Annotated in this window: 6 protein-coding genes and 1 pseudogene; 3 read left to right on the top strand and 4 right to left on the bottom strand. The window is 60.8% G+C overall.

Going from position 1 to position 15,808, the window contains the following annotated elements; all coding sequences use genetic code 11:
* Nucleotides 1-430 precede the first annotated feature (430 nt).
* On the top strand, nt 431-6,313 hold the full coding sequence (gene proA / locus ACYQ01_RS00790) for an anti-phage protein ProA (RefSeq protein ID WP_459931932.1): 5,883 nt from the start codon (nt 431-433) through the stop codon (nt 6,311-6,313).
* A 280-nt stretch (nt 6,314-6,593) separates the two neighbouring features.
* Here the strand turns inward: proA and lon are convergent, their stop codons facing one another.
* Complete coding sequence (gene lon / locus ACYQ01_RS00785) at nt 6,594-9,050, bottom strand: endopeptidase La (RefSeq protein WP_459931931.1); 2,457 nt, start codon at nt 9,048-9,050, stop codon at nt 6,594-6,596.
* Nucleotides 9,051-9,580: 530 nt separating this feature from the next.
* Here lon and ACYQ01_RS00780 point away from each other — a divergent pair.
* Complete coding sequence (locus ACYQ01_RS00780) at nt 9,581-10,726, top strand: branched-chain amino acid ABC transporter substrate-binding protein (protein WP_459931930.1); 1,146 nt, start codon at nt 9,581-9,583, stop codon at nt 10,724-10,726.
* Nucleotides 10,716-12,422: a diguanylate cyclase gene (locus tag ACYQ01_RS00775; protein ID WP_459931929.1), complete on the top strand. Its 1,707-nt coding sequence runs from the start codon at nt 10,716-10,718 to the stop codon at nt 12,420-12,422. Before ACYQ01_RS00780 ends, ACYQ01_RS00775 begins: the two co-directional genes overlap by 11 nt.
* Nucleotides 12,423-12,541: 119 nt before the next feature.
* Here ACYQ01_RS00775 and clpX read toward each other — a convergent pair whose 3' ends face one another.
* The 3 genes and pseudogenes from clpX to tig form a co-directional block, all read right to left on the bottom strand.
* The gene (clpX, locus tag ACYQ01_RS00770; protein ID WP_459931928.1) at nt 12,542-13,795 is read right to left on the bottom strand and encodes an ATP-dependent Clp protease ATP-binding subunit ClpX; all 1,254 of its coding nucleotides are present in this window, start codon (nt 13,793-13,795) and stop codon (nt 12,542-12,544) included.
* A 55-nt stretch (nt 13,796-13,850) separates the two neighbouring features.
* A pseudogene (gene clpP, locus ACYQ01_RS00765) lies at nt 13,851-14,462 on the bottom strand (ATP-dependent Clp endopeptidase proteolytic subunit ClpP); the annotation flags it as partial.
* 10 nt (nt 14,463-14,472) lie between these two features.
* The gene (tig, locus tag ACYQ01_RS00760) at nt 14,473-15,789 is read right to left on the bottom strand and encodes a trigger factor (RefSeq protein ID WP_459931927.1); all 1,317 of its coding nucleotides are present in this window, start codon (nt 15,787-15,789) and stop codon (nt 14,473-14,475) included.
* Nucleotides 15,790-15,808: the final 19 nt, after the last annotated feature.

Genomic DNA, 15,808 nt, shown 5'->3' with positions numbered 1-15,808 from the left:
CCGCTCCTGGCGGCATGCTCCCGCGAGGCCCTTGACCGATGTGGTTGTCCGAAATACCAAGCCGAGTTCAAAGACTGTCCGACTTCGCGACGAACGAGACTTCTCCCTTTGAAATTAATCACGGGGCGAAAAGTGGTGGCGGCTGCGCGACACCTTCCAATGGAAGCAAAACATGCTTGAATGAGGCCATACCATCGCTGTTTCCTTTGTGTCAGGAAACGAATTCCCTACGGGGTTGCCCCCCAGCCTATTTCTCAAGATCACATATCCACTTCGTCGCCCCTTTACCTTGCCGCCCCTATTCGGATACTCTGATTATGTTTTTTGCCATTCGCAAAGCGTTACTCAATGGTAAAAGCAAATCGTCCGCCGGAGAGAGGGACCAGTGGAATACGTGGATTTCGTGTCAAAAGACAATGAAGGCGAGGCATTGGAAGAGACAATCTTCATTGATGTCAGCACGCTTCCCAAACTCAACCTGGCGCTTCAGCAGAACGCGGTCCCCTTGATCCAGGACCTGGGAATCAAGAACAATACCCGGGAACCGCTTGAACGCGTCGAACTTGTTCTTCAGTCCGATCCGCCGGTATGCCAGCAGCAGGTTTGGCGAGTGGAATGCGTCGGACCGGAAGTCCATTACCGGTTGCCCGAGCGCGCCCTGAACATCTCGGCGAAATACCTCTCCGAACTCCGGGAAGCCGTTCGAGCTGTTCTCTCCTTCCGTCTGACGGTGTCGGGCCAGGAAGTCTGCGCCAAAGACGTTCCCCTTGAAGTGCTCTCGAAGGACGAATGGGGCGGAGTCGGGCACATCCCCGAAATTGCGGCGGCGTTCGTCCGACCTAATGATGTGGCCGTTGAACGAATCATCAAGCAGGCTGCGGAGGTGCTCAGGAAACGCTCGAAGCCCTCAGCGTTCGACGGCTACACGACCGGCGACCGCAAGCGGGTCTGGGAGGTGTTGTCTTCCATTTGGGCGTCTGTTTGTTCCCTCGGGCTGGATTACATCCTCCCTCCGGCCAGCTTCGAACAACTGGGGCAGAAAGTCCGCTCCCCCTCTCGGGTTCTGGAAGCTGGTCTCGGCACCTGTCTGGACCTTTGCCTGTTGTTCGCTTCCTGCATCGAGCAGTGCGGCTTGAACCCGCTTCTGGTGTTCCTGGACGGCCACGCATTCCCGGGGGCTTGGCTGTCTGACGAAGACTTCTCCACCGCCGTGGTTGATGACCCGCTTATTCTGCGCAAACGCATCGAGCTCGGAGAAATGGTGCTTTTTGAAAGCACCCTGGCCGTCACTGAACGTCCGGCCCCACCCTTCTCTTTCGCCTGTCAGACGGGAGCCGGCCACCTGGACGGCCCGAAGTCGTTCCTCATGGCCGTGGATGTCAAACGCGCCCGGATTCAGCGCATCAAGCCGCTGGATGAAGCCCGCCCCACTCCCGTCGCCGACGCCGGACCAGCCCAGGTCCAGGAGCCCGTCTGGGAAGAAGCCCCCGACCTCCCCGAGAGTATCGACCTGCCGTCTCCTGACGCCCAGGCCGATCTTCCAGGGGGACGCCTGGAGAAGTGGAAACGCCAGTTGTTGGACCTCTCCTTGCGCAACAAGCTTCTCAACTTCAAGCCCGGGAAAACCGCGATCTTTCTCAATTGCCCGGCCCCGGCCAGGCTGGAAGACATGCTGGCCGATGGGGAGCGGTTCAAGATACTGCCCGACCCGCGCGTCATGCTGGGGAACGATCCGCGGAGTCAGGAACTCCATCGGCAGCAGAACCAGGAGGAAGCCCGCCTCGTCCACGCCCGACAGGCCCTGGAACGCAAGGAACTTCTGGCCGACGGCCCGGGCGACCAACTCGACGGCAGGCTGGTGGAACTGTTCCGGGCCGTGCGTTCCCAGTTGGAGGAGGGAGGGGCCAACACCCTGTATCTGGCCATCGGCATCCTGAACTGGAAAAAGGACCAGACCTCTGAGCGAACCCACAAGGCCCCCCTGATACTGATTCCGGTGATATTGCACCGCCGGTCGGTCCAGTCCGGATTCACCTTGACCATGCACGAGGACACCCCTCGCTTCAATCCCACGCTGTTGCAGATGCTCAGGCAAGACCACGCCCTGTCCATGACCGAATTCGAGGGCGACTTGCCCACGGACGAGTCGGGGCTGGACATCCCGCTCATTCTTCGGACCGTGCGTCAGCACGTGCGGGACATTCCCGGATGGTCCGTCAGCGACGGCGTGGTGCTCGCCACCTTCTCGTTCAGCAAATACCTCATGTGGAAGGACCTTGCCGACCGTACGGACCAGCTCAAGGAAAACCCCATAGTCCGCCATCTCATCGACACTCCCCGGGAGCCCTACGGCTCGGCGGACGACTTTCCCAGGGCGGAAGACCTCGACGACACGCTACCCGCCCAGGAGTGCTTCACCCCCCTCATGTCGGACTCTTCCCAGTTGGCGGCGGTGGCCGCCGCTTCCCGAGGGAAGGATTTTGTTCTTGTCGGCCCGCCGGGAACAGGGAAAAGCCAGACCATCACCAACATCATCGCCCAGTGCCTTGCCATGGGCCAGTCCGTGCTCTTCGTGTCGGAAAAGAAAGCCGCCCTGGACGTCGTGCACCGCCGTTTGCGGGATGTGGGCCTGTCCGACTTCTGTCTCGAACTTCATTCCAACAAGGCCAACAAGGTTGAGGCCCTCAACCAGCTGCGCGCCGCCTGCGACGCCAGCGAAATTTTTGACTCCAGCGAGTGGGAGAGAGAGTCCCACAGGCTGCAATCCCTTCGCAGCCAACTGAACGCCTTTGTTCGTCGCCTGCACCACCGCCATCCCAATGGACTCTCGGCCTATCAGGCAATGGGTCACTGCATCGCGGGCGGTCATGTTCCCTGGGTGAACCTCTCCTGGCCGGACGCCCACCAGCACGATGCGGACGCCATGGGCGGCCTGCGCGACGTCGCCCGCCGAATAGGGATCACGAGCCGTGCGGTCGGGGAGATTGCAGGGCATCCGCTCACCGGCCTTTCCAGGGGGGAATGGTCGCCCAGTTGGCAAACCGAACTCCTGGAAGAAGCCTCGACGCTCCCGGGCAAAGCCACGACGCTGCTACAAGCCGGCGAAGCTTGCCGCAAGGCCATGGGCCTGCCCGCGACGCCTTCTGGAAGAAGAGGATTTACCGGGCTGACCCGTCTCGCCAAGCTCGTCCTGGAGGCCTATGGCAAACCGTATGCTTTCCTTCTCTCTCCAGGAGCATCCCTGGTGTCGGGGGATTTGCGCAAGGGCGTAGCCGTGCAGGCCGACTTCCAAAAAGCTTGGAGCGGGCTTTCCGTGCCCTATCAAATGGAAGCTTCCGACCTGGACCTGGACGGCTTGAGCGCCGAGTGGGAGGCTGGAAATTCCGCCTGGTGGCTCAAACGCGTCTTCGCCTGCCGGGGGGTACGCAACGCTCTCAAATCCAAAACGGAAGGTAAGGAGAATCCCCGGGACATTCCTGGAGATATTGAACTGTTACGCCGCGCCCGGGGATGCCTTGCCGAACTGTCCGACCTTGACCATTTACAGGGGGCTACATGCGGCCTGTGGCGCGGGCTGGACACGGCCGCTCACGATGTCGAAGCGGCGTTCGCCTGGGGAGATGCGTTGCGGGCCGCCATGTCCATGCTGGCCGACACCCCCGACGAACTGGCCGCTCTCAGGCTGGCTATCGCCCGCGTATTGGAACTAGGGGAGGAGCTGCTCTCCCCTGAAGGCATGCTGAGACCACGAGCGAAGCACTTTGAGGATGCCTCTCGCCAGTTCGAGCAATCTCTGAAAAGGCTCACATCCCTGACCGGGACGCCTCAGGAGGAGTTGTTCCCCGAAAAGGACGAAGGTTGGCTGGAGTCCATCGGCGAGCGTTGCCGGGCTTGGCGGGAGCTGGCTCCCAAGATCAAAAACTGGTGCGCCTGGCGCGGTGTGCGGCAGGAGGCCGTGTCCGTGGGCTTGAGCCCGCTCATAACCGCTCTCGAAAGCCTGAGCAGGCTTGAGGTGAATGTCCCGGAACTGTTCGAGGTCAACTACTGTCGCTGGTGGCTTCAGGTCCTGGTGGACGATGACGAGGTCCTTCGGAGCTTCGTCTCCCATGTGCATGAAGGGCGCATTGATGAGTTCAGAAAGCTCGACGAGACCATCATGGGGCTGACGAAGTCCTGTGTCAGGGCCAGATTGTGCGGGCGCATGGCCGGCCTGGACGACAAGAGCCGCAAAAGCGAAACAGGGATATTGAACCGGGAGTTGCAAAAGAAGAAACGGCACATGCCGCTTCGTCAACTCATCACGGCCTTGCCCAACATCCTGACCCGGGTCACGCCCTGCTTTCTCATGAGTCCCCTCTCCATCGCCCAGTTCCTGAGCGCGCAACAGGCCCTCTTTGACGTGGTGGTGTTCGACGAAGCCTCCCAGATTCCCGTGTGGGACGCCATCGGAGCCATCGCGCGCGGAAGGAGGCTGGTCGTGGCCGGCGACCCCAAGCAGTTGCCGCCCACCTCCTTCTTTGACAGGCGTGACCAGGTTGACGTGGATGGTGACGACGTGGACGAGGACATGGAGAGCATCCTGGACGAATGCATGGGTGCGAACCTCCCAACGCTCCAACTCCGCTGGCACTACCGAAGCAAGAGCGAAAGCCTCATCACCTTCTCCAACCACCGCTATTACGGAGGCGGTCTCGTCACCTTCCCCACGCCAGCCACGACCGACCGCGCCATCCACTTTTACCATGTGCCCGAAGGAGTTTATGAGAAAGGCGGAGCCAGAGTAAACAGGGCCGAAGCGAAAGCCGTCGTCGAGGACATCGTCAAACGACTGCGCGACCCCGCCTTCAACAAGGACGCGTTGAGCCTGGGAGTGGTGACGTTCAACCAGGAGCAGCAACGGCTCATCGAAGACCTCCTGGAAGTGGAACGACGGAAAGATCCGGCCGTGGACGCGCATTTCTCGGAAGACAGGCAGGAGCCGGTGTTCGTGAAGAACCTGGAGAACGTCCAGGGCGACGAGCGCGACGTGATCCTCTTTTCGGTCACCTACGGCCCCGACGCTTCAGGCCGTGTGTCGATGAACTTCGGGCCGCTGAACAAGTCCGGCGGCGGCAGGCGGCTCAACGTGGCCGTGACCCGCGCCCGCCAGGAAATGTCCGTATTTTCGACCCTCAGCCCCGACCAGATTGACCTCTCGAGAACGAGCGCCGACGGCGTAAAGGACTTCAAGCACTTTCTGGAATATGCCGAACGCGGCCCCAAGGCCTTGGGCGAGGCGATCCACGGTGCCCTCGGCGGCTACGACTCCCCCTTCGAAAAGAGCGTGGCCGAACGCCTCCAGGCCAAGGGCTGGACAGTTCACACGCAGATCGGCGTGTCCGCGTTTCGTATCGACCTGGGCGTGGTGCATCCGGACATGCCGGGCCGGTATCTGGCTGGCGTCGAATGCGACGGGGCGACCTACCACCGGTCGGCCACGGCCAGGGACCGGGACCGGTTGCGCCAACTGGTGCTGAACCGGCTCGGATGGAACATCTTTCGGGTCTGGTCCACGGACTGGTGGACCGACAGTGCGGGTGCCTTGGACAAGCTCCAGGAGCAGCTGTCCGCCCTGCTGGAACAGACCCGGCAATCCGTCAACGAGGAACCCGCTACCCTTCCCATGGCTCAGGAGGAAACTCCACCGTTTGAGGAGCCCTCCCCGCTCCCCGAGGCTGCGGAGGACGCTCCGTTGATTGTCGAAGCCGCCCCCGCGTCCCCCGGCCTGGTTTGCGGACTGGTGACGCAACACGCGCCTCCCCGGGTTCAGGAAGGCACGACCCCGGACGAGGATTCCAGCCTGAATGGCGCGCGGGAGCGTTTTCACGATCTGGACTATACGTCCGAGCTCAAGGAGATGGTATCGGCGCTTATCGCGAGTGAAGGCCCCATCCGGGAAGACCTGCTGGTCCGCAAGATCGCCAGGGCTCACGGCCTGAAACACAGCGGCGAGCGGATCAAGAATCGCGTGCTTGCGCTTGTCAGTCGAACCAGCCCGAAATCCCATGAAGAGAGCATGGTGTTCTATTGGCCTGAAGAATGCGAGCCCTCAAGTTGCACCACCTGCCGACTCCCCGGCCCCGGAGAGGAAACGCGAAGTGTCGATTCCATAGCCATACAGGAACTGGTTGTTCTGGCCCGGCAGGTACTTTCAGAGGGCGTCCAGCCGGAGGAAGCTCATGTGCTCATGGGTGCGCGGCTGGGGTTGAAGCGGCTGCGGCAACCGTCTGTGAAGCGGTTGCAAAGTGCTATAAAGCGTGTTCTAGACGCATAAAATCGGAATTAATAATTCAGAGCCAAGACACATCTTCATACCAAAGAATTGCGCCTGGCTACGGCGGTCCTCATCTCTGCGTTTGTTGCTGACGTCCATACCGGCTTGTCCGGACTCCTCACTGCGAAATTTTCGCACGCCTCCCCCAATGGTCATCAATCGTCGCCCTCCCCCTACGCGGATGCACGAGGCGGGGCGGAAACCAACGGCATCCCACAAAAAAACGGGGCGGTGAGTCTCCTCACCGCCCCGTTGATTTGGTCGTTCCTCCCCCTGCGGGCTAATGTCGGGTCAGGGGCTGGTATTCTTCTTTCAGCAGGCTCACGGCCAACGGCGGTACATCCGCCCCCCGACCGCAGAACACCTTGCCGGGAGCCTCACACAAAATGGCCTGTTCAAGCACTTCGTCCATGTTCTTGACCAGCACGATGTCCAGGTCGTTGCGGATGGCCTCGGGCACTTCCTTCAGATCCTTGGCGTTGTCGTCCGGCACAAGCACCTTGGCGATGCGGCCACGGTGCGCGGCCAGGAGCTTTTCCCGCAGGCCGCCGATGGGCAGTACGCGTCCACGCAGGGTGATCTCGCCGGTCATGGCCAGGTCGTTTCGCACCGGCATGTTCAAAAACGCCGACACCATGGCCGTGGCCAAGGTGATGCCCGCCGAGGGACCGTCCTTGGGAGTCGCGCCCTCGGGCACGTGGATGTGGATGTCCACCTCCTTGTGAAAGTCCGGCTTGAGCCCGAACTGTCCGGACCGCGACCGAATGTAGGACAGCGCCGCGCGGGCCGATTCGGTCATCACGTCGCCCAGCTTGCCGGTTATCTCAACCTTGCCGGAGCCGGGCATCAGCGCCGTCTCCACCACGAGCAGTTCGCCCCCCATTTCGGTCCAGGCCATGCCCATGGCCACGCCCACCTGAGCCTCCTCCTCCATTTCGCCGTAGCGGAACTTGGGCACTCCCAGGTAGCCGGCCAAGTCCGTGGCGCCCACGGTGAAGTTGGCCTCGCGCTCTCCGCCTTCCACCAGCTTGCGGGCCACCTTGCGACAGACCGAAGCCAGCTCCCGCTCCACGTTGCGCACGCCCGCCTCGCGGGTGTAACGCCGGATCACTTCCAGGATGGCGTCGTCTCCCACGGTGATGTTCTCAGCCTTCAGGCCGTTTTCCTGGATCTTCTTGGGCAGCAGGAAGTTCCGGGCGATGCTGGCCTTTTCCGTTTCCAGGTAGCCAGGGATGCGAATGATCTCCATGCGGTCCTGGAGCGGCAGGGGAATCGTGTGCAGGGAGTTGGCCGTGGTGATGAAAAAGATCTTGGACAAGTCATAGTCCAGATCGAGATAATGGTCGCCGAAAGCGCTGTTCTGCTCGGGGTCGAGCACTTCGAGCAGAGCCGAGGACGGATCGCCCCGGAAATCGGTGGACATCTTGTCCACCTCGTCCAGACAAAAAACGGGATTATTGTACTTCACCCGCTTGAGCGACTGGATGATCTTGCCGGGCAGCGCGCCCACATAGGTGCGCCGGTGGCCGCGAATCTCGGCCTCGTCGCGCACCCCGCCCAGTGACAAGCGCACGAACTCGCGCCCCATGGCCCTGGCGATGGACTTGGCCAGTGAAGTCTTGCCCACGCCGGGCGGTCCCACCAGGCAGAGGATGGGGCCCTTGATGGTCTCCACCAGACTTTGCACGGCCAGGTATTCCAGGATGCGTTCCTTGGGCTTTTCCAGGCCGAAGTGGTCTTCGTCCAGCACGTGCTTGGCCCGGAGCACATCGATCTCGCTCTCCTGCAGCACGTTCCAGGGCAGATCGAGAATCCACTCCACGTAATTGCGCACCACGGTGTATTCCGCCGAGGAGGGCGGCGTGTTCTTGAGCTTCTTGAGCTCGCGCAGGGTCTTTTCCCGAGCCTCGTCGGGCATGTTCTTCTTGGCCAGCCGCTCCTCGAACTCGGCCACCTCGGCCAGGGGGTCCTCGTCGCGGCCCATTTCCTTGTGGATGGCCTTGAGCTGCTCGTTCAGGTAGTATTCGCGCTGGTTCTTCTCCATCTGCTGCTTGACGCGGCTCTTGATCTTCTTCTCGATGGAGCTGATCTCGATCTCCCCCTGAAGCAGCGCATACGTCTCTTCCAGCCGCTTGCCCGGATCGAGTTGTTCGAGAATCTCCTGCTTGCGGATGTAGTCCACCTTGAGGTGGGGCATGATGGCGTCGGCCAAACGCCCCGGAGAACTCTGGGCGTTGATGGCCAAGATGGTCTCGGGGGCCAGCTTCTTGTTGATGCGCCCGTAATGCTCCATGGCCTCGTGGGCCGCGCGCACCATGGCTTCGGCCTCGCTGCCCTCGCCGTCGTCTTCGGACATGCGGCTCACCCGGGCGGTGGGGAACTCCTCCTCGAATCCGGAAACGTCGTCCGGGTCCCACTCGGCCCGGTACAATCCTTCAAAGAGCACCTTGATGGTTCCATCGGGCAGTTTGAGCATCTGGAGAATCTTGCTCACCGTGCCCACCCGAAACAGATCCTCGGCCAAGGGCTTTTCGGTCTCCGGAGCGCGCTGGGCCACGAGGAAGATCTTCTTGTCGTAGGCGGAGACGGCGTTCTCGATGGCTTTTATGGAGGCCTCGCGCCCAACGAACAACGGCACTATGGACCTCGGAAACATGACCACCTCGCGCAGGCTCATGACCGGCAATCGGACCCGATCATAACGGCGAGCTTGGTCGTCGTAGGAAAAGCTTGACATGAAGCCTCCTGGCTTGAGTGTCCACGCCGAGGCGCATTTCGCCTCAGGCATGGCTTTGGACAAATGAGAGTAAGACCGGCCGAAATTTTGTCAAATCCCGGCCGCAATGGGCCCGTTGTGTTAAACACCGGGAGAGAAAACCGTCAAGACGCCCGGTCGCGGCCTGGACCATTGCAGTCAACATCCTATAATTACAAGACATGTAACGGAATGCTATCGCCTTTGTCCAGTCGGGCCCCGCATGGAACGAGTACGTAAAATCGAAATCTATTGTCGAACTTTTCAACAAGAACTGGCCTGATGCTGTTTTGCCCCGCCAAAAGTGCGTAACGATATTGACACGTGCGATACATGCGATTAAGCAGTATAATTACAATGCATCCCCCATGACCGTGCCCGGGAGTTCTTTCGTGGAGAAATCCTTGTCCAAAGCCCTCTTTCCCGCCCTTTTTCTCTTTTTTATTGTCGCGTATTCGGCAAGTTGCTCTTCCGACAAGACTCCACAGGCATGCAACGACCCGTTGGGTTGCGTGCGCATCGAAAAGAACGCTCCCGTGCATCTTGGCGTGATTGAAACCCTGTCCGGCAGAGTGGCGGTGATCGGCAGGGAACAGGTTCGCGGACTTGAACTCGCCTTGGCCAGACGAGGCGATACAATTCTCGGCCACCCCGTGAAGCTCACCCTGGAGGACACCGGCTGTCGGAGCGAAGGCGGACACATAGCCGCCCTGAAGCTCGTTTCCGACCCCACGGTGGTGGCCCTTTTCGGCACCACCTGTTCCTCGGCCGCGGCTTCGGCGGCAAAAGTCATGTCGCAAGCCGGAGTCACCATGATCTCCGGCAACAACAGCGCTCCGTTCCTCACGTCCATCGGCGGCGAAAAGGCCCCCCACTGGCAGCCCGGTTTCTTTCGCACCTCCAGAAACGAGGAGCATTCCGGTCCCGCCGCCGCGCAATGCGCCTTTTCGGTGCTCGGTCTGCGCACCGCGGCGGTCATAGACGACGGCGACATCTACACCAAGGGCCTTGCGGACGGGTTCCGACGCGAGTTCGAACGTTTGGGCGGCAAGGTCGTCGCGCGGGTCACCGTCAACAAAGGCGACAACGACATGGCTCCCGCCCTGGAGGCCGTGGCCGCTTCCAAGGCCGATCTGCTCTTTTTTCCCCTGTTCTCCCCGGAAGGCAACCATGTGTTGCGCCAGGCCAAGCGCATGCCGCAACTGGCCAAGACCACGCTCATGAGCGACGGGTCGCTCATGACCCAGTCGTTCATCGACGACATGGGAACCGACGCCGTGGGCATGTATTTCGTTGGTCCCACCCCGGCCGTCACCAGCGATGCGACCAGGCGTTTCGAGTCCGAATATATCGCCCGGTACGGCCAACCGCCTTCCACCAACTTCATTTTAAGCGCCTTCGACGCGGCCAACCTCCTCCTCGACGCCATCGAGAAGGTGGCGGTGAAGCAAAAGGACGGCTCGGTGATCATAGGCCGCCAGGCGTTGCGCGACGCCCTCTACGCCACCCGCAACCACCCCGGGGTGAACGAAACCACGCTCAACTGCGACCAATTCGGCGATTGCGCCTCCCCGGCCTTCAACGTCCTGCGGCTGACCGATCCGGCGGGCGGACTCGACGGCCTGGAGGCGAACGTCGTCTACCGCTATGCCCCATAGACCGTTTCCGCATATCGATGTCGCCGCCATCTGGCGAGCGCTCAGCATCGGGCGTAAGATCGGCCTGATCTTCAGTTCGCTGTTGTTGTTTACCATGATCTCCTTTCTCGTCGACGTGGGATCGCTGTTTCTCGTGCAAAACGCCGAGTCGGAGATCTTGAACGCCATGGAGATTCGACAGAAAATCTTTGAGATGGACGGTGAACTGGAAAAAGCGCGTCGCCTCTATTGGGACTTTCTTCTCAACTACCAGGAACTCGGGTTTGACCGCGCGCAAAAGCTCTTCGGCAATCCAGCCCGGGATTCCATCGCCCGTGTCATTGAAGCCAACGGCGAACTCAAGGAACTTATCGCCACTCCAGGCGTCAACAACGCCTTGCGCCGACACCAGGCGGACATCAACCTCTACCTCTCCCTCACGCGACGTTTTTCCGATGTGCTCCGCTACAACTTCGGATTGCTCACGGCCCTCGCCTCGCCCGGGACGGGCTTCGAGGCTCGGCTGGACAAGGCCATGTCCACCCTGCTTGGGGCCATCGCATCGGCTCCCGATCTGTCCGCCATGGCCTTCAACGTAAAGATGCATGAAATGCACTACAGAATCTCCAGGCAACGTCCCTTCATGCAGTCCGGACTGAACGCCCTGGACAGGCTGCAACACGCCCTGCTCGATTCAAAAGCCCTGGACGAGGAGCAAAAGCGAAAGGCCCTCGCCTCCCTGGACGAATACAAGGACTTCGCCGCCCAGATTCTTTCCACGGACGTGACCCTCAGGAGCCTGCGCAACGACTTCAACCTGCAAGTGAAGACCCTCACCCCGGTGTCCGACGGTCTGAAATCCCTGGCCACGGCCGAAGTGATCAAATTTCGCGACAAGATTGACTTCATCGTGCGCGCCGCCACCACGGTGGTGCTCATCACCGCCGCGTTCTGCTTTCTCGCGGCGCTGGCCGCTTCCGGTTTCGTTCGATCGACGATCACCGGCAGGATCCTCGCCCTGACCAAGTGCGCCTCCGAGTTGCGTTCAGGCAACCTCGAAGCGGCCGTGCGGGTCGATAGCGGCGACGAATTGGGCGTCCTGGCCGACACCTTCAACGACATGACCCACAGGATGAAGGACCTGGTGGTGAACCTTGAAGACAAGGTGCGCCAAAGGACCAACGAGCTTTCCCTCAAGAACATGGAGCTTGACGAAAAGAACAGGACGTTGGCCATCCTCTCCATGACGGACCGGCTGACCGGGCTGTGCAACCGACGCAAAATCGACGAAGCCTTGCGCATGGAGCTGCGTCGGGTCAAGCGTTACGGGGGAATGTTTTCCCTTATCCTGACGGACCTGGATCATTTCAAGCGGGTCAACGACACCTTCGGACATTCCGAGGGCGACAATGTCTTGTTGCGCATCGCCGACATTCTCACCGGGCTGGCCCGGGAAACCGACATTGTGGGCCGCTGGGGCGGAGAAGAATTCCTGATCGTCTGCCCGGAAACGGGTGAAAACGCCGCGCAGGTGTTTGCCGAGCGGCTGCGGCTGGAAATAGCCGAAACCGGGTTCTCCGTGGTGGGCTCCATGACCGCCAGCTTCGGCGTGACCATCTCGCGCCCGGGGGACGATCAGCAGACCATCCTTCAGCGGGCCGACCGGGCGCTTTACCTGGCGAAAAACGGAGGACGCAACCGGGTGGCCCACGCCTGAGCGGTCCGGGGCGGTCCGATTCCAGTCCCGGGCTCCCGCACCGTTGGAGCCCAGACGAAAAAACCCCCTTCCGTCGCCGGAAGAGGGTTCGTTCGAGTCGATTGGTCGATTCGCCGTCGTCAGGCGGACTTCACTTCCTGCTGGTAGAACAGCAGCGGTTCAAGTCCCTTCTCCACCACGGCCTTGTTCACCACGCACTCCTTGACGTCGGTCAGCGACGGCAACTGGTACATGATTTCGAGCATGATGTTTTCCATCACGTTGCGCAGGCCGCGCGCGCCGGTCTTGCGCTCGATGGCCTTCTTGGCGATGGCCGACAAGGCGTTGCTGGTGAAACGCAGCCGCACCTTGTCCAGCTCGAAAAGCTTCATGTACTGCTTGACCAGGGCGTTCTTGGGCTCGGTGAGGATGCGGATTAAGTCCGCCTCGTCAAGCTCGGTCAACGAGGTGATGATGGGAATACGTCCCACAAACTCGGGGATGAGCCCAAATTTCACCAGGTCGGACGGATGGGCCATGGCCAAGAGCTTGGAGACGTCGTCCTCGCGGGCGCCTTCCATCTTGGCTCCGAAGCCCAGGACCGAGCCGCGCTGGCGCTGCTGCACGATCTTGTCCAGCCCGATGAAGGCGCCGCCCACGATGAACAGGATGTTCGAGGTGTTGAGCCTGATGAACTCCTGCTGGGGATGCTTGCGCCCGCCCTTGGGCGGAATGTTGGCCTCGGTGCCCTCGATGATCTTGAGAAGCGCCTGCTGCACGCCCTCACCCGACACGTCGCGAGTTATGCTGGGACTGTCGCCCTTGCGGGCGATCTTGTCGATTTCGTCGATATAGATGATGCCCCGGGAGGCCGCTTCGATGTCGTAGTCGGCGTTCTGGAGCAGTTGAACCAGAATGTTCTCCACGTCTTCGCCCACGTAGCCGGCCTCCGTGAGGGTGGTGGCGTCGGCGATGGCGAAAGGCACCTTGAGAATGCGGGCCAGGGTCTGGGCCAAAAGGGTCTTGCCCGACCCGGTGGGTCCTATGAGCAGGATGTTGGACTTGTCGAGTTCAACCTCGTCGTCCTTGGCTCCTCCGGAATAGTAGACCCGCTTGTAGTGGTTGTGCACGGCCACGGCCAGGATCTTCTTGGCCTGATCCTGTCCGATGACGTATTCGTCGAGCAGACGCTTGAGTTCCGCCGGCGGCAAAAGCTTGCCGTCCGAGGTTTCCTCGCTCAGGCTTTCCTGGGCGATGATCTCATTGCACAGGGCCACGCACTCGTCGCAAATGTACACGTCCGGCCCTGCTATCAGGCGCTGCACCTCGTCCTGGTTCTTGCCGCAGAACGAACAACACAGTTCCGAAGAGGCGGGTGTCTTTTTCTTGGTCATGGAATCTTCCCTGACTCCGGGCCGTCTGGCTCGGCACCGAGCCGGTCAAAAGTTCCTATGGGGTTGCTGTTCCTTCTTCCTCGCGCGAGACGATCACCTTGTCGATGATGCCGTATTCCTTGGCTTCCTCGGAAGACAGGAAATGGTCGCGCTCTGTATCCCTGCGGACTCTATCAATATCCATGCCAGTATGTTTGGCAAGAATTTCGTCGAGCCGCTCCCTCATCCGAATAATCTCGCGGGCGTGAATGTCAATATCCGTGACCTGCCCCTGGAAGCCTCCCGAGGGCTGGTGGATCATGATGCGCGAGTTGGGCAGGGCATAACGCAGGCCCTTGGCTCCGGCCGTAAGCAGGAGCGCACCCATGCTGGAGGCCTGCCCCATGCACAGGGTGGACACGGGGCACGAAATGAACTGCATGGTGTCGTAAATGGCCATTCCCGCGGTGACCGAGCCGCCGGGGGAGTTGATATAAAGGGAAATCTCCTTCTTGGGGTCCTCGGACTCCAGAAAGAGCAACTGGGCGCAGATCACATTGGCCACGTGATCGTCCACGGCGGTGCCCAGCAGGATGATGCGGTCGCGCAGAAGACGGGAATAGATGTCGTAGGCGCGCTCGGTGCGCCCGGTGGTCTCTATGACTATGGGTATCTGGGCGTGCATCGCCTTGTTCTCCTTAGGCTTGCGGGGTTTCCTCGGCTTTCTTGGCCGGGACCTTGGTCACTTGGGCCTGGTTGTAGAGGTGCTCCATGGCCTTGTCCGCCAAAATCTTGTCGCGCACCGGAATGACCAGGTTGTTGTGCTCATAGTACTGCTTGAGCGTCAACACGTCCTGGCCGGTACGGGCGGCCATCTGGTTGAAGAAGCCGTCGATCTCCTGCGGAGTGGTCTCGATGCCTTCCTTGTCGGCCAGGGTGAGCAAAAAGATCTGGGCCTTGACCATTTCCTTGGCCTTGGGCTCCATCTCCTTGACGAGTTCCTCGTCGCTCTTGCCCAACGCCTCGGGCGACTTGCCCTGGCGTTCGAGCTTGTCCTTGAACTCGTTGACCAGGTGGGCTGTCTGCTCGGTCACCATGGAAGGCGGCAGAGCGAAATCCATCTTGGCCAGAAGTTCGTCGAGCAGCTTCTTTTGCGCCGCGGCCCTGTAGAGCTGCTGACGGCTGGTGGCGTAGGACTTGGCGATCACCTCGCGCATGTGGGCCAGGCTGTCGAAGTTGCCGGCCCGCTTGGCCATTTCGTCATTGAGGTCGGGCAACTGGCGTTCCTTGATGACATGCAGGGTCACGTTCATGTCCACGGTTTTTCCGGCCAGGCCCTGGTTGATGAAGTCGGCCGGAAAGCTCACTTTGCCCGTGGCGTCGCGTCCGGGCAGAATGGTCTTCACCAGGGCCTCGAAATCGGGCAGGGCCTGGTTTTCGCCCAGGGACAGCTGAAAGTTCTCGGCCTTCACTCCGGGCACGGGCTCGCCGTTCTCGGTGGCGGAAAAGCTCACTACAACCGAATCGCCGTCCACGGGCAGGCGATCCTCGCTGAGCACCTTGAAGTCGGCCAGATTGTTGCGGATGCGCTCCACCACGCTGGACACTTCCTCGTCGCTGGCCAGGGCTTCCTCTTCTTCCACGGCCAGGCCCTTGTACTCGGGCAGATCGAACTTGGGCGCGTGCTCGAAGGTCACCGTATATTCGATGGGCTTGTCGCGTTCGAGTTCCACTTCGCTCACGTCCAACCGGGAGATGGCCATGTGCTTGAGCTCGTTCATGATGTCGTTGATATGCACGTTCAACAGGTCGTTGGCCGCCTCGTGCATGATCTGCTTGCGGAACTTGGCCTCGACGAGGCTGGAGGGAACCTTGCCCTTGCGAAAGCCCGGCATGTCCGTGCGCTGGCGATAGATGGCGATGGTGGCGGCCATGGCCGCGTTGACTTCTTCGGCTGGGACTTTCACATTGATGCTGGTTTCGACCGGCGAAACCTCGGTGACGTTGTATTCCATTGGACCCTCGACTCCTCGA

The sequence above is a fragment of the Fundidesulfovibrio butyratiphilus genome (assembly GCF_054657235.1).
Note: the sequence above shows the minus strand (reverse complement) of the source record. Positions and strands in the feature narration are given on the sequence as shown.

Coding starts and splice junctions, on each gene's coding strand:
- clpX (WP_459931928.1), bottom strand. CDS start 13,795: ATGACCAAGAAAAAGACACCCGCCTCTTCGGAACTGTGTTGTTCGTTC.
- ACYQ01_RS00775 (WP_459931929.1), top strand. CDS start 10,716: ATGCCCCATAGACCGTTTCCGCATATCGATGTCGCCGCCATCTGGCGA.
- tig (WP_459931927.1), bottom strand. CDS start 15,789: ATGGAATACAACGTCACCGAGGTTTCGCCGGTCGAAACCAGCATCAAT.
- lon (WP_459931931.1), bottom strand. CDS start 9,050: ATGTCAAGCTTTTCCTACGACGACCAAGCTCGCCGTTATGATCGGGTC.